A 17,454-nucleotide genomic window follows, 5' to 3' on the forward strand; every position below is an offset into this window, starting at 1 on the left:
GGGGCTTCGCCCCCCACGCACCCCGCTTGCGCCGCTTACTCGGCCCTGCGGGGTTTTGTTGTTTTGTGGGCATATGCGGTTTCGGGTGGCCGGTTGTGGACGGTTGACGGTGGCCGGCTTCCGGGGGAGCCGGGGCGGCTGGACTCGGATCAAGGTGGGGGCGTTCTCCTGGGATCGAAGGCCCCGGACCTTGGAGGTCCGGGGCCGGTTCCGCGATTCATGCCTTCGATGGCCTGTGTAACCGAGATCACTTGAGGCAGGCTTACGGTTTGCTTGCAATTCGGACCGTCTGTCTGCCTCGTTACGCTCAGAGTGAACTGTCGTCGATCTTCGGTTGTCAGGCACTTCGCGGCACGTGGGGCGCCTCAGGCGTTATGATCTTGATGTGGCGATCTTCAGGATCCTGTCGTCAATGTCCGGTGGCGGCAGAGGTGTCCAGGAGCTCGCCCAGCAGGTCGGTGAGGCTGACCATGCCCACCACCACCCCGGTGGCGTCGGTCACCAGGCCGACATGGGCGCGGGCGTCCTGCAACGCGGTCACCGCCTCGGGCACCGTGACCCACGGCTGCAGCCGGGGGACCGGCCGGGCCAGGACCGCCGGGCCGCGGTCCGGCTGGGTGAGCGTGTCCCTGACGTGCAGCACGCCGAGCACGTCCTGCGGGGTGCCGGTGTTCACCAGCAGCCGCAGGTGGCCGCTCCGCCTGGCGACCTCGCGCACCTGCGCGTCGTCCGCCCCCGCGGGCACCGCGGTGGCCTCGCCGATCGGCAGCATCAACCGGCCGACCGGCTGCTGCTGGACGCGGAGGGCACGGGTGAGCAGGTCGTGCTCGTCCCGGTCGAGCAGGCCCATCCGGCCCGACTCGCCCACCAGCATGGCGAGCTGGTGCGGCGTGCGGGTGGTGGCCAGCTCGTCGCGCGGCCGTACGCCGAAGGCCCGCAGCAGCGCGTTGGTGGCGCCGTTGAGCAGGCCGATCAGCGGGCCCGTGACCGCCGTGAAGGCCCGGAAGGGCAGCGCGAGCAGCAGCACCGCCTGTTCGGGGTGGGTGAGCGCCCACGACTTGGGCGCCATCTCCCCCACCACCATGTGCAGGAACGTCACCAGGGCCAGCGCGATCGTCAGGGAGATCGGCAGGTGCAGCGACTCGGGCAGGCCGAGGGCGGCGAAGAGCGGTTCGAGCGCGTGCTCGATCGCCGGCTCGGTCACCATGCCCAGGCCCAGCGTGCACAGCGTGATGCCGAGCTGGGCCGCGGCCAGCATGAGCGAGAGCTGCCTGCCGCCGCGCACGGCCGCCCTGGCCGACGCGCGGGTCAGCCGCCCGCCGCCGCCCGCGACCTCCTCCAGGCGGTGCCTGCGGGTCGAGACGAAGGCGAACTCCGCGGCCACGAAGAACGCGTTGCCGACCAGCAGCGCCACGCCGATCAGACTCGCGAGAAGGACGTTCACCGCCGGCCTCCCACGCTGTTCGCGGGCACGGCGGTCGACAGCCGCACCCACTCGGGGACGCGGCGTTGAACCGACAGGACGGTCAGTTCGGCCCGCAGTTCCCCGTCGCCGTCGTCCTCCAGCGGGTCGAAGTCGGGCGTGAGCGTGACGGCCAGCGTGTCACCGGGCTCGGGGAGCCGGCCCAGCAGGGCGAGCACCAGCCCGGCGACCGTCTCGTAGTCGTCGCTCTCCGGCAGGGAAAGGCCGGTCGCCCGCTCCACCTCGTCCACCCGGAGCGTGCCGGGGACGTGCCAGGAACCGTCGGACTGGACCACCACGCCGAGCGGCTCGGGATCCGTCTCGTCGACCAGCTCGCCGACCAGCTCCTCGGCGAGGTCCTCGACGGTGACCACGCCGGCCAGCCCGCCGTACTCGTCGATCACGCACGCCATGTCGTCGCGCGCCGTCCGCATGCGGTCGAGCACCGCGGGCAGCGGCAGCGACTCGGGGACGAGCAGCGCCGGGCGGGTGATCTCGGCGATCGTGGTCGCGCCGGACGCGGCGACGAACTCACGCACCCCCGTCACGCCCACCACGTCGTCGTCGCGGAGCACCGGGTAGCGCGAGTGGCCGGCCGTGCGCATCGCGTCGAGCAGGTCGGACAGCGACCGGTCGGCGCGCAGCAGCACGACCCGAGGGCGGGGCACCATGGCGTCCTCGGCGGTGAGGTCGCCGAACTCCAGCGCCCGCTCCAGCAGGTCGGACAGCCGCGGCGGCAGCTCGCCGGAGCGGCCGGAGTCGGCGATGATCCGGGAGAGCTCCTCCGGGGTGGCGCCGTGCTCGACCTCCTCCACCGGCTCGACCCCGACCCGGCGCAGCAGCCGGGTCGCCGCGGAGTCGAACAACTTGATCACCGGACCGGCCACCATGAGGTAGACCATGGTGGAACGGGCCAGGAACTTCGCCACCGGCTCAGGCCGGGCGATGCCGAGGTTCTTCGGGGCCAGCTCGCCGAGCACCATCTGAACGGCGGTGGCCACCACGATGCCGATGGCCAGGGCCACGCCGGTCACGGCGGTGGCGGGCAGGCCCCACGCCTCCAGCGCGGGACGGACGGCGTCGGCCACCGCGGGCTCGGCGATGAAGCTGACGAGCAACGCGGTGACGGTGATGCCGAGCTGGGCGCCGGACAGCATGAAGGACAGCCTCTCGGTGACCTTCAGGGCTCTGGCGGCGGCGGGGTCGCCCGCTTCGGCCTGCTCACGCAGGAGGCCCCGGTCGGCCGCGACGAACGCGAACTCCTGGGCGACGAAGTATCCGGTGGCGACGGTGAGCAGTATGAGGGCGGTCAGGCCGAGCGCGATGGTCACCGGTGGTGCCTCGCGGGGCGGTCGGATTCAGTGGGTCCCGTGCCTACGCACGGGCAGATACTCCACGGGTCCGGAGTGGACACTAGTGTCCTTTCACTTGAGATCGTCTCGTCGGGTCGGTTCCCTTGCCAAAGGTAACGAGCGTGAAGGCCGTGGTTGTTTCCCACCCGTGGGGAAATTCCCGTGTCGACAGACCGACCGATGACTCTCGGTCAGCCATATGGTGACCCATTGCGTACTTTTACCTAGAAAACCTTGGTGAGAGGCGAGCGTCCAGGGCTGCCGACGGCGTAGCTTCGAAGAGCGGAATCGCCGCGACAGACGAGAGAGCAGGGCAGGAAAGACGTGGCTGACTGGCCGGGGACCGGGCGACGGTCCGATGACGAAGAGCGCACCAGGGTTTTGCGCTCGCCGGAGCCTCGCGGGGGTCAGCCGGTCTACCCGGCACAGGGCGCGCCGGCCGACGGCGGGCGCCGCCAAGCCCAGCCGTCGCGTGGCGGGCCCGCCGACGGCCCCCAGGCGAGCTCCCGGGTGTACGGCAAGCCGCGGTCGGGCTCGGCCCCGGTTCGCCCGCTGAACGAGGCCGCCCGCCCGGCGCCCCCCGGCCCCGGCCGGGGTGGCGGCGGCCACGGCGGGGGAGGCGGCGGAATCCGCAGGTCGGCTCCCGCGCCGGGCAGGCGGGGGCGCGGGCGGATCATCCTGCGGGTCGTCGCCGCGCTGGTGGCGCTGCTGCTCGTCGGCGTCGTCGTGACGTACTTCTGGGTCGACTCGCGGCTGGTCACGATCCCGGGCGTGTTGGACGACTACGAGGGCAGGCCGGCCGACACCCCCGGTCAGAACTGGCTGCTCGTCGGCTCCGACAGCCGCAAGGGCCTGACCGGCGCCGAGCGCAAGCGGCTCGCCACCGGCAACGCCGCGGGCCAGCGCACCGACACCATGATGCTGCTGCACATCCCCGACGGCGGCGACCAGCCCACCCTGGTCAGCCTGCCCCGCGACTCCTACGTCTCGATCCCCGGCAAGGGGCGCAACAAGCTCAACGCCGCCTACGCCTTCGGCGGCCCCAAGCTCCTCGTCCGGACGGTCGAGACCGTCACGGACATCCGCATCGACAACTACATGGAGATCGGCTTCGCCGGCTTCGTGGGCATCGTCGACGCGGTGGGCGGGGTCAACATCTGCGTCAAGCAGAACATCAAGGACCGCAAGGCCGGCATCAACCTCAAGAAGGGCTGCCAGGACATGGACGGCGGGACCGCGCTCGGCTACGTGCGCACCCGTGCCACCGGCGCCCTGCCCGACCTGGACCGGACCGAGCGGCAGCGGCAGTTCTTCGGCGCCGTGGTGAAGAAGGCGGCCAGCCCCGGCGTGCTGTTCAACCCCTTCACGTCCCTCCCGCTCGCCTCCGCGGCGACCGACTCGGTCAGCGTGGACGACGGCACCGGCACCTTCTCCCTGCTCTCCCTCGGCCTGGCCATGAGCGACGGCCCCGTCACCACCAGCGTCCCCGTCGGCTCCACCCCGACCCTCCCCGGCGTCGGCTCGGTGATCCAGTGGGACAGGGCGAACGCGCTGCGCCTCTTCGGCGCCCTCGCACAGGACAAGCCCGTCCCCCAGGACCTCCTGAAGTGATCGCCTCCCGGCCGGTGCTCCCTGCGGGGCACCGGCCGGATCGCGCTCAGCCGGAGGCGCCGGCGACCGCGGCGCCGGCCATGGCGGCGATCACGGCGGCGTTGACCGCGGAGATGATCTTCGCGACGGCCTGGCCGGCCCACTCGCCCTGGCTGATCTCCTTCACGCGCTTCTTGTCTGCGCCGGGGAACGCCTTGCGGTCCAGGGAGCAGGCGTGCATGATCGCGATCAGCACGGAGATCCTGGCGTCGGGGTCGGAGCCGTCCAGCGCACTCTGCACGCGCTGCCTGACCTCCCGCTCGTAGCCGCCGTCGCGCTCGGGGTAGCGGACGGCGGGGAAGAGGCCGAGGACCTTGACGTGCTCCTCGCCGAGGACGCCCTGCGCGGCGAGGCGGCCGAGCAGGCGCTCGCGGAGCTTCGCGGACTTCAGCTTGTTGACCCACCATTCGGGCTTCTGGGCCCTGCCCCGCTCGGCGATCATCGTCAGCGCGGCGTCGAGCTCTTCGTCGCCCAGCGGCGACCGGTCCAGGACGGCCACCTGTTTGCCCGCCAGCTCGACGCGGCCCCGCACGGCCAGCTCCGCCAGAAGGGCGCCGCCCAGGGCCAGGTCGAGCCGGGTGACGTCGATCAGTCGTCTGCCGTCGGACTCGGTGTGCGCGAGCAGCAACAGCTCTTCGGCGATATTGAGATCCACATCGCGACTCTACGCCGAGGGCCGGCGTCGTAAGGAATACGTAACCGGCGTTCGGCGGGCGGAGGGGCCGCCGGGGTGCTGTCCTTGGGGTACGCACTTTTTCTGGAGGACATCGTGAAAATGGGGGCCTTACTCCGCCACCCGGCCACCTGGGTCGTCGTCGCCCTCGGTGCCATCGTGTGCGCGGTCCTGCTGTACCTGTTCCAGCCCTGGCGGGTGTTCACCACGGTCGAGGTGAACGAGGCGGTGCCGGGGGCCGCCGCGCCGCGTCAGCCGGTGTCGAGGGAGGCCGCCGAGCCGGTGGAGCCCGTGGCGGCGCCGAAGACGCTGGCGGAGGGCGATTTCATCTCGCACGAGCACGAGACCTCGGGCGTGGCCAAGGTGCTGGAGCTCGAAGGCGGCGAACGGGTGCTGCGGATCGAGGACTTCCACACCTCCGACGGCCCGGACCTGCGGGTCTGGCTGAGCGACCAGCCGGTCAGGGAGGGCACCGACGGGTGGTTCAACCTCGACGACGGCAAGGTGGTGGAGCTCGGCGAGCTGAAGGGCAACAAGGGCAACGCGAACTACGCGATCCCCGCTTCGGCCGACCTCGACTCGCTGACCAGCGTGGTCATCTGGTGCCGCCGGTTCAGCGTCTCCTTCGGCGCCGCGACGCTCGCCTAGACCGCTTCTGGGACGCTTGGCACCATGCGTCTATCGGAGGAACTGCACGCCATCGGCCGCCCGCTGCTCGATGCCCAGCTCGCCCATCCCACGGTCGCCGGCATCGGCCGCGGCGACCTGCCGGATGAGGTGTTCCGCTCCTGGCTGGAACAGGACTACCTGTTCCTCCTCGACTACGTGCGGGTCTTCAGCCGGCTGGCCTGGCAGGCGCCGGACGGGCACCTGGGCGACCTGGTCGACCTCGCGCACGCGACCTGGCACGAGGAGCTGAATCTGCATCGGTCGTTGTCGGAGGAGTTCGGCGCGGACCTGACCGGGGCGAAGAAGGGGCCCGCGTGCCAGGCGTACACGGACTTCCTGCTGGCGTCGGCCGCGAGCTACGGGGAAGGGCTGGCGGCGCTCTATCCCTGTATGTGGGGGTACTCCACGCTTGGCGGGTTGCTCCAGCAGAGCCCGCCGGATGAGCCCCGCTACCGCGCCTGGGTGCGGACCTACGCCGACCCCGGATTCGCCGCGCTGGCCGGGAGGATCGGGGAGATGATCGACGAGGCGGCGCCGGACCGGGAGCGGGCCGTGGCGCTGTTCCGCGAGGGCATGGCCCACGAGCTGGCCTTCTGGGACGTGCCCTGACCTGCGCGTGCGGGTGGGTGTCTCCGTTTACTGTGGTCGTATGCCTGAGTTGCCGGAAGTGGAGTCGCTCGCCGAGTTCCTACGCGAGCACGCCGTTGGCCGCACCGTCGCGTCGGTGGACGTGGTCGCCTTCCAGGCCCTGAAGACCGTCGCCCCGCCGGTGAGTTCGCTCGGCGGGGTCACGGTGACCGGCGTGCGCCGGCACGGCAAGTTCCTCGACCTGGACTGCGACGGCGTGCACTTCATCACCCATCTCGCCCGCGGCGGCTGGCTGCGCTGGCGGGCCGACCTGTCCGGGGCCAAGCCGGTGCGGCCGGGCAAGGGGCCGCTAGCGGTGCGGGTACGGCTGGCGGCGGATGAGGACGGCCGGGAGCCGGGCTTCGAGCTGACCGAGGCGGGCACCCAGAAACGTTTGGCCGTCTATATCGTGAAAAATCCGGACGAAGTGCCGGGGATCGCCGGCCTCGGGCCCGATCCGCTCGCGCCCGACTTCACCCCCGAGTCGCTCAAACGCCTGGTGGGCGGCAGCCGTACCCAGATCAAGGGGCTGCTCCGGGACCAGAAGGTGATCGCCGGCATCGGCAACGCCTACTCCGACGAGGTGCTGCACGCGGCCAGGATGTCCCCGTTCAAGATCGCTTCGAGCCTCACCGGCGAGCAGATCGCCGACCTGCACGAGGCGATCGTCATCACCCTGCGCGACGCGGTGGACCGGTCCCGCGGCCTGGCCGCCAAGGACCTCAAGACCGAGAAGAAGTCCGGCCTGCGGGTGCACGGCAGGACCGGCCAGACCTGCGACGTGTGCGGCGACACCATCCGCGAGGTGTCCTTCGCCGACTCCTCCCTGCAGTACTGCCCCACCTGTCAGACCGGCGGCAAACCGCTGGCCGACCGCCGGCTCTCCCGCCTGCTCAAGTGAGCCGGAGAAACTCATCGCAGGACCGATGAGTTTCCCGCGCACCTCTCGTTCTACCGGGCATGAACAACACGAACACGCTTCTCAGCGGCAAGAACGCCATCATCTACGGCGCCGGCGGCAGGATCGGCGGCGCGATCGCCCGCGCCTTCGCCCGGGAGGGCGCGGCGCTCTTCCTCGCCGGGCGCACCCGTAGGACCCTGGAGGAGACCGCCGGGGTGGTCGAGGCCGAAGGCGGCACGGCGCACGTGACCGTCCTCGACGCCCTCGACGAGCAGGCGGTGGGCGACCACGTCCGGCAGGTCGCCGAGCAGGCCGGCGGCGTGGACGTGTCGATCAACCTGGTCACCCGCGGCGACGTGCAGGGCGTCCCGCTGCTGGACATGGCGGTGGACGACTTCATGGCGCCGATCGGTACCGGCGCGCGGGCGAACTTCATCACCGCGAGGGCCGCGGCCCGGCGGATGACGGCCCAGGGGTCCGGCGTCATCATGATGCTCACGAGCGGCTCGGGCGCCGTGCCCAAGCCGTCGCCGGACTTCCGCATGGGCGGGACCGGCCCGGCCGACGCGGCCGTCGAGTCGTTCATGCGCTACCTGGCGGCCGAGGCCGGGCCGCGCGGCGTCCGGGTGCTCGGCCTGTGGACCGCCGGGATCCCCTATCCCGAGATGATGGCCCCGCTGTCCCTGCTGGGCCGGGGACCGACCCTGGACCAGATAGCCGACGCCGCCGCCTTCCTCGCCTCCGACCGGGCGAGCGGCACGACGGCCACGATCTTCAACGCCAGCAGCGGCGTGTGCGCCTGACCACGGACGAACGGAACGGGACGAACGGAACGGGACGAACGAGATGGACGAGATCTTCGACGACGAGGACGCCTTCGCGGAGGCGGCCGGGCGGCACCGCAGGGAGTTGCACGTCCACTGCTACCGGATGCTCGGCAACTTCGAGGAGGCCGAGGATCTCGTCCAGGAGACGCTGCTGCGCGCCTGGCGGGGCCGTGCCGGCTTCGACCGGGCCGCCCCCTCGGCCAACCTGCGCGCCTGGCTCTACCGGATCGCCACGAACGCCTGCCTGGACGTGCTGCGCGGTTCGTCCAGGCGTCTCACCTCCTACGGCTCCTTCGCGGAGGTGCCCTGGCTCCAGCCGTACCCGGACCGGCTGCTCGGCGAGATCTCCCCGGACGAGCCCGACGCGGCCGTGGTGGCCAGGGAGACGGTCGAGCTGGCCTACATCGCGGTGATCCAGTTGCTGCCGCCCCGGCAGCGGGCCGTACTGCTGCTGCGTGACGTGCTGGGCTGGCCGGCGGCGCAGGTCGCGGACCAGCTCGGCATGACCGTCGCCTCCGCGAACAGCGCGTTGCAGCGGGCCCGCGCCACGCTGAAGGAGAACGCGCCCCGGCGGGACGAGGCCAGCGCCGCCTGGGAGCCGACCGAGGTGGAGCGCCGGCTGCTCAACGGGTTCATCGACTCGCACCAGAGCGGCGACTTCGCCGCGGCCGTCGCCCTCATGCACGAGGACATCCGGATCACCATGCCCCCGCTCCCCCTGTGCTACGACGGCCGCGGCGCGATAACGCCGCTCCTGGAGCGGGCACGCGCGATGGGCGAATGGCGGCTGCTGCCCTCCGGCGCGAACCGCCGGCCCGCCGCCCTCAGCTATCTGCGCCGCCCCGGGGACACGGAGTTCCGGGCGTCGAAGATCGACGTCATCCGGGTGGCCGACGGCCTGATCCGGGAGGTGACCACGTTCGACGCCCGGTTCTTCGCGGCCTTCGGCATGCCCGAGGTGCTCGCGGGGAGCTGACCGGGGACGTGGCCCCGCCGGGGGCGGTGCCGTGACGGGTCAGTCCCACAGGCCGGTCAGGCACAGCGCCTCGGCGGGGGTGGCGGCGTGCCGTACGCCGGGGAGGGGGGTGCCGTCGGCGTCCTGGATCCGCCAGCCGCCGAGCTGGACGACGGGGGAGCGGCCGCGGCGCATCGCGAGGGCCAGCTCGGACAGCGTGCCCCAGGAGCCGCCGACGACGATCACGGCGTCGCCCGAGTTGACGATGATGCTGTTGCGGGCCTCCCCGACGCCGGTCGGGATCACGATCGTGAGGTCGGGGTTGGCGTGCTCCCGGTCGGCCCTGGGAAGGATGCCGACCACCGTGCCGCCGGCGGCGCGGGCCCCGGCCGCGACGGCGGCCATCACCCCGGTGTAGCCGCCGCAGATCACCACGGCTCCGCGTTCGGCCAGCAGCCTGCCGACCTCGCGGGCGTTGCTCTCGTCCGCCCCGGTGCACTCACGTGGCCCGCAGACCGCCACCTGGATCGCCACGGCAGCCCCTCTCTCCCCCGGTGCGCGTGCGCTCAGCCGAGGATGCCCCGGTCGTAGGCGACGGCCACGGCGGCGGCGCGGTCCTTGACGCCGAGTTTGCCGTAGATGTGGGTGAGATGGCTCTTGACCGTCGCCTCGCTGATGAACAGCACGGCGGCGATCTCGCGGTTCGGGGTGCCCTTGGCGACCAGGCGGAGGACGTCGCGCTCGCGACCGCTGAGGGCGGTGTTGCCGGGGCCGCGCACCCGGGAGACCAGGCGGGAGGCGATCGCGGGGGACAGCACGGTCCGGCCCTCGGCGGCGGCGCGTACGGCGGTGAACAGGTCCTCCCGCGGGGCGTCCTTGAGCAGGTAGCCGGTGGCGCCCGCCTCGATCGCGGGCAGCGTGTCGGAGTCGGTGTCGTAGGTGGTGAGCACGAGCACCTTGCAGCGCAGGCCGCGGCGGGACAGCTCCCTGATGGCCTCCACCCCGCCGCCGCCGGGCATCCGCAGGTCCATCAGCACCACGTCCGGGTCGAACCGCTCGGCCAGCTCGACCGCCTCCACCCCGTCGGCGGCCTCGCCGAGGACGGTGAAACCGCGGGCCGAGGCGAAGATGCCGTGCAGGCCGTGCCGGACGACCGGATGATCGTCGGCGATCACGAGGGTGACGGGCGTCTCAGTCATGGCGCACCAACGGTACGCGGGCGGAGACGGCGGTGCCGAGCCCCGGTCCCGACTCGACGTCGACGACGCCCGCGACGCGTTCCGCGCGGGCCCGCATGCCGTCGAGGCCGAACCCGCCGGTGCGGTCGCGCGGCGGCAGGGCGAGCGGGTCGAAGCCCCGGCCGTCGTCGCGCACGTCCAGGCTGACCTCGTCGTCCATGTAGGACAGGGTGACGCCGACCCGGGACGCGCGGGCGTGCCGGCCGGCGTTGGCCAGCGCCTCCTGGGCGATCCTGAGCACGGCGGCCTCGATCTCGTCGTGCAGCGGTTCGACGACCCCGGTGACGGTGAACTCGGCCCGTACGCCGGTCGAGTCCGACCACGCCGTCGCGATCTTCGCAAGCGCCTTGGGCAGGGCGTCGTACTCCAGCGGCCCCGGGCCGAGGTCCTGCACCGAGCGGCGGGCCTCGCCGAGGCTCTGCCGGGCGAGGACGGCGGCCCGGCCGATGTGGTCGCGGGCGGTGGCCGGCTCCGAGCTGTCGGCCGCCGCCGCCAACTGGGTGACGATGCCGGCGAGCCCCTGGGCGATGGTGTCGTGGATCTCGGCGGCCAGCCGGCGGCGCTCGTCGTGCACGCCGGCCTCCCTCGCCTGGACGAGGAGCTGGGCGTGCAGTCCGGCGTTCTCCTGGAGCGCCTGTTCCAGCCGGGCGTTGGTACGCCGCAGCTCGGCGATGGTCTCCGCCCTGACCCGGGCGTTCTCCGCCTCCTTGGCCGAGAAGTGGTCGAAGAGCAGGACGAACGAGCCGTTGACGCCGAAGAGCGTGGCGAAGCCCAGCCAGTGCACCAGATCGTTCAGCGGGAAACCGCCGACCTCCGAGCCCGCCATGACCACGGCCGTGGCGAGCAGCCCGGCGCGCACCCTGCTGCGCGGCAGCCACCGGTCGGCGTCGAAGTACCCGGTGAGCGCGTACAGGGCGAAGAACGGGTTCAGCCAGGTGAGCGCGAAGGCGAGGGCGTAACGGAGGACGTAGAACGCCTGGCTCGCCGTACCGCGTGCGGGCCGGTGGGCGGACGCCCCGCTCCACCACACCTGGAGGGCGAGCGCGGCAGCCGCCAGCGCCGTGGCCGCGAGCCGTTCGCCCGCGGTCATCAGCAGCAGGTCGGCGGTGACCGCCGAGATCAGCGAGGCGAGGACCAGCAGCACGTAGGGGGCCCAGCGGTAGAAGTGCTCCAGGCGGTTCTCCGTCGCGGTGGACGTCGCCGTGGACGTCGCCGTGGGCGTCGTGGTGGGCGTCGCCATGGGCACAGTCTCCGTCTCGGTCACTGCCAGCGGAACCAGCGGGCGGCGGCGCCGATCAGGACCGCGGCCCACGCCACCGTGACGCCCAGCAGCGACCAGTCCGGCCAGCCGCCGCGCATCGCCTGGTCGAGCGCCTGCGCGGCGGCCCCGAACGGGGTGAACTCGACGACCCGCCTGGCCAGTTCGGGCAGCACCTGGACCGGCCCCCAGACGCCCGCCGAGATCATCATCGGGAAGAAGATGATCGTGTCCACCGTGGTGCACACCTTGGTGTTCGGGGCGAGCGCGGCGACGGTCGCGCCGAGCGCCATCGCGGCGAGCGTCGCGAGGACCAGGGCCACCGCGTAGCCGGGCAGGTGCCCGGGCAGCGAGACGCCGAAGAAGAGGCGGCCGACGGCGATCACCAGGATGGACGAGCCGAGCGCGGCGGCGCTGTGCAGCAGGATCTGCGCCGCCAGCAGGGTCAGCGGGCGCACCGGCGTGGTGGACATGCGGCGCAGGATGCCGTGTTCCCGGTAGCTCGCGAGGACCGGCGGCATGGCCTGCGAGCCGGCCATCATCACGGCGAGGAGCGCGGCCACCGGCACGTAGAGGTCGACCAGGCGCAGCCCGCCGAGGTCCGGGTCCGGCGCCCGGAAGCTCGGGACCAGGCCGAGCCCCGTGACCAGCAGGGTCGGGAAGGCCACGATCCAGAAGATGCTGCCGGACTCGCGGGTGAGGAGCCGGGCTTCGGCCCGCAGGACGGCGATCGATGCGGACATGTCACGACTCCCGATCGGTGAGGCGGAGGAAGGCGTCGTTCAGGGTGCCGCTGGTGACGCGCAGCCGGTGCGCGGTGATCTGCCGCCGCGCGAGCAGGGAGACCAGGGCCTCGACGGTCTGGTCGGTGCCGGCGATCGTCGTCTCGCCGTTGCCCGCGTGCGTGATCGAGGCGACCGCGGGCAGCCCGGCCAGGTCGGCGGCGTCGATCGGGTGCGAGGGCAGGAAGGTGATGACCGTGGAGCCGGCCGTGTGGCCGATCAGCCCGTCCGGGGTGTCCAGCGCGACCACCCTGCCCGCGTCGATCACGGCGATGCGGTCGCACAGGCGCTGGGCCTCCTCCATGAAGTGCGTGACGAGGAGGATGGTCACGCCGGTGGCGCGGACGCCTTCGATGAGCTCCCAGGTGTCCCGCCGGGCGCGCGGGTCGAGCCCGGTGGTCAGCTCGTCGAGCACGACGACCCTGGGGCCGCCGATGAGGGCGAGCGCGATGAACAGGCGCTGCTTCTGGCCGCCGGAGAGCCTGCCGAAGCGGATGTCCAGCCGGTCGGTCAGGCCGAGCATCGCGGCGAGCGGGCGCCAGCCGGCGGGGGCCGGATAGAAGGCGCTGTACAGTTCCAGCGCCTCGCGTACGGTCAGCTTGGGCTGGAGCTCGCTCTCCTGGAGCTGGACGCCGAGGATCCGGGTGACCTCCTCGCGGTCGGCGATCGGGTCGAGCCCGGCCACCCGCACCTCACCGGCGTCCGGGACGCGCAGCCCTTCGAGGCACTCGGCCGTGGTCGTCTTGCCGGCGCCGTTCGGGCCGAGCAAGCCGAAGATCTCGCCCTCCTCGACGGTGAAGGAGACCCCGTCCACCACGGGACGGCCTCCGTAGGACTTGCGCAGTCCGCTGACTTCGATGATCGGCATACGTCGAGGATCCCCGCCGGGAGCCCGGCCGGGCATCGCCCATCGCGCTCGACCCGGCATCATCCGATCGGATGATGCCGGGTCCGTTCCGCTAGGACGCGTCGACCCAGATCGGCCGCCAGTCCGCGACCTCGTGGAACCTGCGCAGCTCGGCGATGCCGCTCAGCCACCCCGCCCAGGCCGCGTACGGCGGGCGCGACCCGTCGAAGCCGCTCTGCGAGAAGGCGAGCCGCGTCCGGCCGCCGGACTCGGCCAGCTCCCAGGTGGTGACGCCGGAGGATCCCCAGTCGACCGACATCGTGCGGCCCGGCGTGATGTCGATGATCTTGGCGGGGTCGGGGTTGTCCAGGCCGCCCATGGCGTACCGGCCGCCGACGTGCGGCTCGATCGCGATCGGGTAGCCGAACCAGCGGCTCACCTTCTCACCGTCGGCCAGCGAGTCGAACACCTCGCTCGCCGGGGCCTCGATCGTCACCTCGTTGCGCAGCTCTCCCGAGGTGAAGTCGGCCATGGGGGTCGGCTCGCGGCCTTCGAGGTGGTCGACCAGGTTGGCGATGGCCAGCGACCAGAAGGTCTGCAGCACGCCCCGGATGCTGGCCCCGGTGATGACGTCGTTGTAGTCGAAGTGCGACTGGGAGAGCGTGATGACGGTGGCGCCCCCGGCTTCCTCGTCGAGGCCGATCTCTGTGGTGGTCTCCACGCCGTCCAGCAGCCAGGCGAAGCTCAGCGAGCGGTCGTCGGCGTGCAGCAGGCGCTGGTGCGGGGCGTCGCCCTCGGGCGTGTGGCGGCCCCAGAACGCGTAGCGGTCCGGCAGGTCGACCTCGGCGTGCTCGGTCAGCCACCGGCGCATCGACTCTGCGTCGGTCAGAGCGTGATGGACCTCCTTGAGCGGCGCCTGCGCCCTGGCTCGGAGGATCATCGGCTCAGTCACGGTCGTCTCCCTTGGGGTAACAAGCCACGGCGAGCTTGAAGGCGTCACCTTCCGTGCCGCCGTAACGAGTGAACAGGTTCTGCAACGTGGTCTGCAGGTCGCTCAGGAACTCCTGGCGCCGCTCCGGCGGGACGTGGATCTCGCCGGACACGCCGATCGAGGGCAGTTCGGGGGCGGTCCTGTCGAGTGCCGCGATGTCGGCCTGGACCTCTTCGACCAGGTCCAGCAGGTAGCCGAGGTTCAGCTCGTCCTGCGCCCGGTGCAGCCCGATGCGGCCGACCAGCCGGGGCGAGAGCCAGTAGGAGCGCGCGCCGGCCTGGTAGATCCCCTCGTGGATCCCGCGGACCTTGCGCTCGGACACCTGCTGCACCAAACCCGCCTCGACCAGGCGTTTGACGTGGTAATAGACACGTTGCGGGGTCTGGCCGAGCAGTGCCGCCACCTCGGTGCAGGTGCGCGGCTCGGCCAGGTGCCGCAGCACCTCTATGCGCTGCGGTTTGAGCAGTGCCTCGGCCTGCTCGATCTGCTCCAGGTACAGGACTTCTTTCATAGCAAAAACAATCGTGTACATAAAATGCAATTTTGTCAATGGGTGGTCCCGGGGGATCGGGTGGCCGGGGCCCGGGGCGGCTGGGAGTATGGGGAGATGAACATTCCTGAGGTTGGCGTGCGGGCGGTGCCCGAAGGGGCGTTTCTGCTGGACGTGCGGGAGGACGACGAGTGGCAGGCCGGGCGGGCGCCCGGTGCGACGCACATCCCGCTCGGCCAGTTGCAGCAGAGGGTGGACGAGGTGCCCAAGGACGGGCCGGTTTACGTGGTGTGCCGGGCCGGCGGCCGTTCCGCGCAGGCCACGAGGTGGCTGAACCACGTCGGCTGGGAGGCGTTCAACGTCGAGGGCGGCATGCAGTCCTGGGCCGCCTCCGGGCTGGACATGGTCGGCGACGGCCCGGGCGACCCCTTCGTCGCCTGAGCGTCGCGAACACGTTCACCGTGCCGCCCCTGCCCGTCATGCGGCCGGGGGCGCCCGGATTGATCGGGATCACCTGTGGTCAGACGGCCCTCGATGAGGCAAGATGAGGGCACCAACTGAATGACCCCCGCGGGAGCTCGGAGTAACCGGGCTGAGAGGGCAGCTGCGATCGCTGCCGACCGCCTGAACCTGTCCCGATAATGCGGGCGTAGGGAGCGTGTGCGATGTCGTCGGCGATCGTCCCCCCGAAAGACCTCGGCGATTCCCCGGGTGCCCCGGGCGAAGCTCCGCTCACCCTCGACCAGGCGCCGCCCAAGACCCTCGGCGTGCTCGACCAGGGGGCGTTCTGGGCCAACCTCGGGGTCAGCCTGCTGGGCTTCTCCGGCGCGATCACCCTGCTCAACCCGCTCGGCGACCGGCCGCTCAGCGTGGTGGCCGCGCTGACCGCGGCCGTCGTGGGCAGCCTGATCGGCACCGCGATGGTCGGCCTCGCGGCCGTGCCCGGCGCGCAGACCGGCGCCCCGGCGATGGTGCTGCTGCGCGGCCTGTTCGGCGCCCGGCTGTCCTACGTGCCGACCGTGCTGAACATCGTCCAGATGCTCGGCTGGGGCGCCTTCGAGCTGTGGGTGATCGCCACCGGCGCCCAGGCCATCTTCGGCGACGGCGTGCCGTACGCGGTCTGGGTGGTCGCGGCGGGGCTGGTCACGGTGGTGCTGGCGATCTGGCCGCTCGGCGCGGTGCGGGTGATCCGCCGTTTCGTCACGGTCGGCGTGGTCATCTCCATGATCTGGCTGACGGTGGCGCTGATCCGGATGGGGCCGCCGCTGGCGGAGGGGTCGTGGCAGGCGTTCGCGCCCGCGGTGGACTACGTCATCGCGCTGTCGGTGTCGTGGGTGCCGATGGCGGCCGACTTCGCCCGGCACTCCCGATCCAGCCGGGCGGCCTTCGGCGGCGTCGTCGGCGGTTACACGATCGCCCAGGTGGCCTGCCTGGGACTCGGCATCGTCGCGCTCTCCCTGGTCGGCAACGACGTGAACCAGGTGTGGAGCGCGTTCGTGGCGGCACCGCTCGGCGCGCTGTTCTTCGGCATCCTGGTGATCAGGGAGACCGACCAGTCGTTCGCGAACGTCTACTCCACCACGATGTCGCTGCAGAACCTGATGCCCAGGGTGGACCGCCGGATCATCTCCTCCGGCATCGGCGTGCTGACCATCGTGATCGCGCTCGGCATCGACGTGAACTCCTACGCCGCGTTCCTCGGCCTGATCGGCGCCGTCTTCGTGCCGATGTTCGGCGTGCTGGTGGTGGACTACTTCCTGCTCGGCGGCCGGGCCAGGTGGAACACCGCGCAGGACGCGCCGTCCCGCTGGTCGATGATCCTGCCGTGGGTGCTGGGCTTCGCGGCCTGGTGGCTGCTGGCGGCGCCGTCCAGCGTGTCGTGGTGGGCGGCGATCTGGAACGGCGCACGGGAGGCGATCGGCTTCGCCCCGGCCCCGTGGATGAGCGCGGCCCTCGGCGCCTTCCTCGTGTCCGGCCTGGTCACGCTGCTGCTCGGCCGGCTCAGGCGCCCGGTGCGGGACCGCTAGCCGACGCCCTCCAGCCGCAGCAGGTACTCCTTGGCGGCGACGCCCCCCGCGTAGCCGCCGAGTGCCTCCGCCCCCTCGACCGCCCGGTGACAGGGCACGATCACGCACACCGGGTTGACCACCAGCGCGTTCCCTACCGCGCGCAACGCCCGCGGCCGGCCGATCCGCTCGGCGATCTCGCCATGGGTCGTGGTCGTCCGGTACGGCACGGCGGTCAGCATCTGGAGCACCGTGCGCGCGAACGGGGTGGCCAGTTGCAGGTCCACCGGCGTGGTGAAGGCGCGCAGCCGCCCGGCGAAATACGCGTCGATCTCCCGCCGGACCGGGTCGAGCCGGCGCGGGTCGGGGCCGATGTAGGTGCCGACGTTACGGGAGATCCGCTCGAAGACGGCGTGCTCGTCGTCGAAGCTGCACGACAGCACCCCGCGGCCGGTGACGGCGACCACCAGCGGGCCGATCGGGCTCTCGGTGATGCCGAAGGCGATGTCCGGTGGCCCGTCCCCGCGGTAGGTGGGCGACGTCACCCTCAGCAGGGCGTCGATGTCGCCGGACATGGGCTCACCCTTTCACATGCAAGATTGCGCTGACCGCAGCGTATCGGACGGATCGGAACATCGCGGTGGTGCGGCGTTCCCCGGCGAGGCGCGCGTGTCCGCACGGTTGCAAAGGCGTGACTACAGCGCGGACGAAAGTGCCAAGATCGGG

At 71.8% G+C, this 17,454-nt stretch carries 19 protein-coding genes and 1 riboswitch; of the genes, 8 read left to right on the forward strand and 11 right to left on the reverse strand.

Annotated features, from left to right (window positions below):
- Window positions 1–409 precede the first annotated feature (409 nt).
- On the reverse strand, window positions 410–1,444 hold the full coding sequence (locus QSK26_RS24235) for a hemolysin family protein (protein ID WP_285777535.1): 1,035 nt from the start codon (window positions 1,442–1,444) through the stop codon (window positions 410–412).
- Window positions 1,441–2,793 (reverse strand): hemolysin family protein, encoded by a 1,353-nt coding sequence (locus tag QSK26_RS24240; protein ID WP_285777536.1) that lies wholly within the window; start codon window positions 2,791–2,793, stop codon window positions 1,441–1,443. The genes QSK26_RS24235 and QSK26_RS24240 overlap by 4 nt, the downstream gene beginning before the upstream one ends.
- Window positions 2,794–3,138: 345 nt before the next feature.
- Here QSK26_RS24240 and QSK26_RS24245 point away from each other — a divergent pair, with 345 nt between their 5' ends.
- Window positions 3,139–4,425 carry an LCP family protein gene (locus QSK26_RS24245; protein ID WP_285777537.1) on the forward strand — a complete coding sequence of 429 codons (1,287 nt, stop codon included), beginning with the start codon at window positions 3,139–3,141 and terminating at the stop codon, window positions 4,423–4,425.
- Between the two features lie 46 nt (window positions 4,426–4,471).
- Here the strand turns inward: QSK26_RS24245 and QSK26_RS24250 are convergent, their stop codons facing one another.
- Window positions 4,472–5,119 (reverse strand): GOLPH3/VPS74 family protein, encoded by a 648-nt coding sequence (locus QSK26_RS24250; protein ID WP_285777538.1) that lies wholly within the window; start codon window positions 5,117–5,119, stop codon window positions 4,472–4,474.
- Window positions 5,120–5,239: 120 nt separating this feature from the next.
- Here QSK26_RS24250 and QSK26_RS24255 point away from each other — a divergent pair, with 120 nt between their 5' ends.
- Genes QSK26_RS24255 through QSK26_RS24275 form a run of 5 tightly spaced genes read left to right on the forward strand, consistent with a single transcriptional unit; the run spans window position 5,240 to window position 9,137 of the window.
- Window positions 5,240–5,785 (forward strand): DM13 domain-containing protein, encoded by a 546-nt coding sequence (locus tag QSK26_RS24255; protein WP_285777539.1) that lies wholly within the window; start codon window positions 5,240–5,242, stop codon window positions 5,783–5,785.
- Window positions 5,786–5,809: 24 nt separating this feature from the next.
- Complete coding sequence (locus QSK26_RS24260; protein ID WP_285777540.1) at window positions 5,810–6,415, forward strand: TenA family protein; 606 nt, start codon at window positions 5,810–5,812, stop codon at window positions 6,413–6,415.
- A gap of 40 nt (window positions 6,416–6,455) precedes the next feature.
- A complete protein-coding gene (locus QSK26_RS24265; RefSeq protein WP_285777541.1) occupies window positions 6,456–7,334 on the forward strand; it encodes an Fpg/Nei family DNA glycosylase in 879 nt (292 codons plus the stop codon).
- A gap of 59 nt (window positions 7,335–7,393) precedes the next feature.
- A complete protein-coding gene (locus QSK26_RS24270) occupies window positions 7,394–8,137 on the forward strand; it encodes an SDR family NAD(P)-dependent oxidoreductase (RefSeq protein WP_285777542.1) in 744 nt (247 codons plus the stop codon).
- A gap of 43 nt (window positions 8,138–8,180) precedes the next feature.
- Window positions 8,181–9,137 (forward strand): RNA polymerase subunit sigma-70, encoded by a 957-nt coding sequence (locus QSK26_RS24275; RefSeq protein ID WP_285777543.1) that lies wholly within the window; start codon window positions 8,181–8,183, stop codon window positions 9,135–9,137.
- Window positions 9,138–9,176: 39 nt separating this feature from the next.
- On the opposite strand, the gene QSK26_RS24280 is transcribed toward QSK26_RS24275, so the two are convergent.
- The 7 genes from QSK26_RS24280 to QSK26_RS24310 form a co-directional block, all read right to left on the reverse strand.
- Window positions 9,177–9,650 carry a TIGR00725 family protein gene (locus QSK26_RS24280; RefSeq protein ID WP_285777544.1) on the reverse strand — a complete coding sequence of 158 codons (474 nt, stop codon included), beginning with the start codon at window positions 9,648–9,650 and terminating at the stop codon, window positions 9,177–9,179.
- 32 nt (window positions 9,651–9,682) lie between these two features.
- Window positions 9,683–10,315 carry a response regulator gene (locus tag QSK26_RS24285; protein WP_285777545.1) on the reverse strand — a complete coding sequence of 211 codons (633 nt, stop codon included), beginning with the start codon at window positions 10,313–10,315 and terminating at the stop codon, window positions 9,683–9,685.
- Window positions 10,308–11,594, reverse strand: a complete 1,287-nt coding sequence (locus tag QSK26_RS24290; protein ID WP_285777546.1) for a sensor histidine kinase — start codon at window positions 11,592–11,594, stop codon at window positions 10,308–10,310. Before QSK26_RS24290 ends, QSK26_RS24285 begins: the two co-directional genes overlap by 8 nt.
- 20 nt (window positions 11,595–11,614) lie before the next feature.
- On the reverse strand, window positions 11,615–12,355 hold the full coding sequence (locus QSK26_RS24295; protein ID WP_285777547.1) for an ABC transporter permease: 741 nt from the start codon (window positions 12,353–12,355) through the stop codon (window positions 11,615–11,617).
- A 1-nt stretch (window position 12,356) separates the two neighbouring features.
- Window positions 12,357–13,262 carry an ABC transporter ATP-binding protein gene (locus tag QSK26_RS24300; protein ID WP_285777548.1) on the reverse strand — a complete coding sequence of 302 codons (906 nt, stop codon included), beginning with the start codon at window positions 13,260–13,262 and terminating at the stop codon, window positions 12,357–12,359.
- Between the two features lie 91 nt (window positions 13,263–13,353).
- On the reverse strand, window positions 13,354–14,193 hold the full coding sequence (locus tag QSK26_RS24305; protein WP_285777549.1) for an SRPBCC family protein: 840 nt from the start codon (window positions 14,191–14,193) through the stop codon (window positions 13,354–13,356).
- Window positions 14,186–14,743 (reverse strand): winged helix-turn-helix domain-containing protein, encoded by a 558-nt coding sequence (locus QSK26_RS24310; RefSeq protein ID WP_285777550.1) that lies wholly within the window; start codon window positions 14,741–14,743, stop codon window positions 14,186–14,188. Before QSK26_RS24310 ends, QSK26_RS24305 begins: the two co-directional genes overlap by 8 nt.
- A 96-nt stretch (window positions 14,744–14,839) precedes the next feature.
- Here QSK26_RS24310 and QSK26_RS24315 point away from each other — a divergent pair, with 96 nt between their 5' ends.
- Both QSK26_RS24315 and QSK26_RS24320 read left to right on the forward strand, forming a co-directional pair.
- A complete protein-coding gene (locus QSK26_RS24315; RefSeq protein ID WP_285777551.1) occupies window positions 14,840–15,163 on the forward strand; it encodes a rhodanese-like domain-containing protein in 324 nt (107 codons plus the stop codon).
- Window positions 15,164–15,282: 119 nt separating this feature from the next.
- Window positions 15,283–15,395: riboswitch (TPP riboswitch) on the forward strand.
- Window positions 15,388–16,749, forward strand: coding sequence for a purine-cytosine permease family protein (locus QSK26_RS24320; RefSeq protein WP_285777552.1), 1,362 nt, complete (start codon window positions 15,388–15,390; stop codon window positions 16,747–16,749). It overlaps the preceding riboswitch by 8 nt.
- On the opposite strand, the gene QSK26_RS24325 is transcribed toward QSK26_RS24320, so the two are convergent.
- Window positions 16,746–17,303, reverse strand: a complete 558-nt coding sequence (locus QSK26_RS24325; RefSeq protein ID WP_285777553.1) for a methylated-DNA--[protein]-cysteine S-methyltransferase — start codon at window positions 17,301–17,303, stop codon at window positions 16,746–16,748. The genes QSK26_RS24320 and QSK26_RS24325 overlap by 4 nt on opposite strands.
- Window positions 17,304–17,454: the final 151 nt, after the last annotated feature.

The organism is Microtetraspora sp. NBRC 13810, from assembly GCF_030268685.1.
Classification (GTDB): Bacteria; Actinomycetota; Actinomycetes; order Streptosporangiales; family Streptosporangiaceae; genus BSRQ01.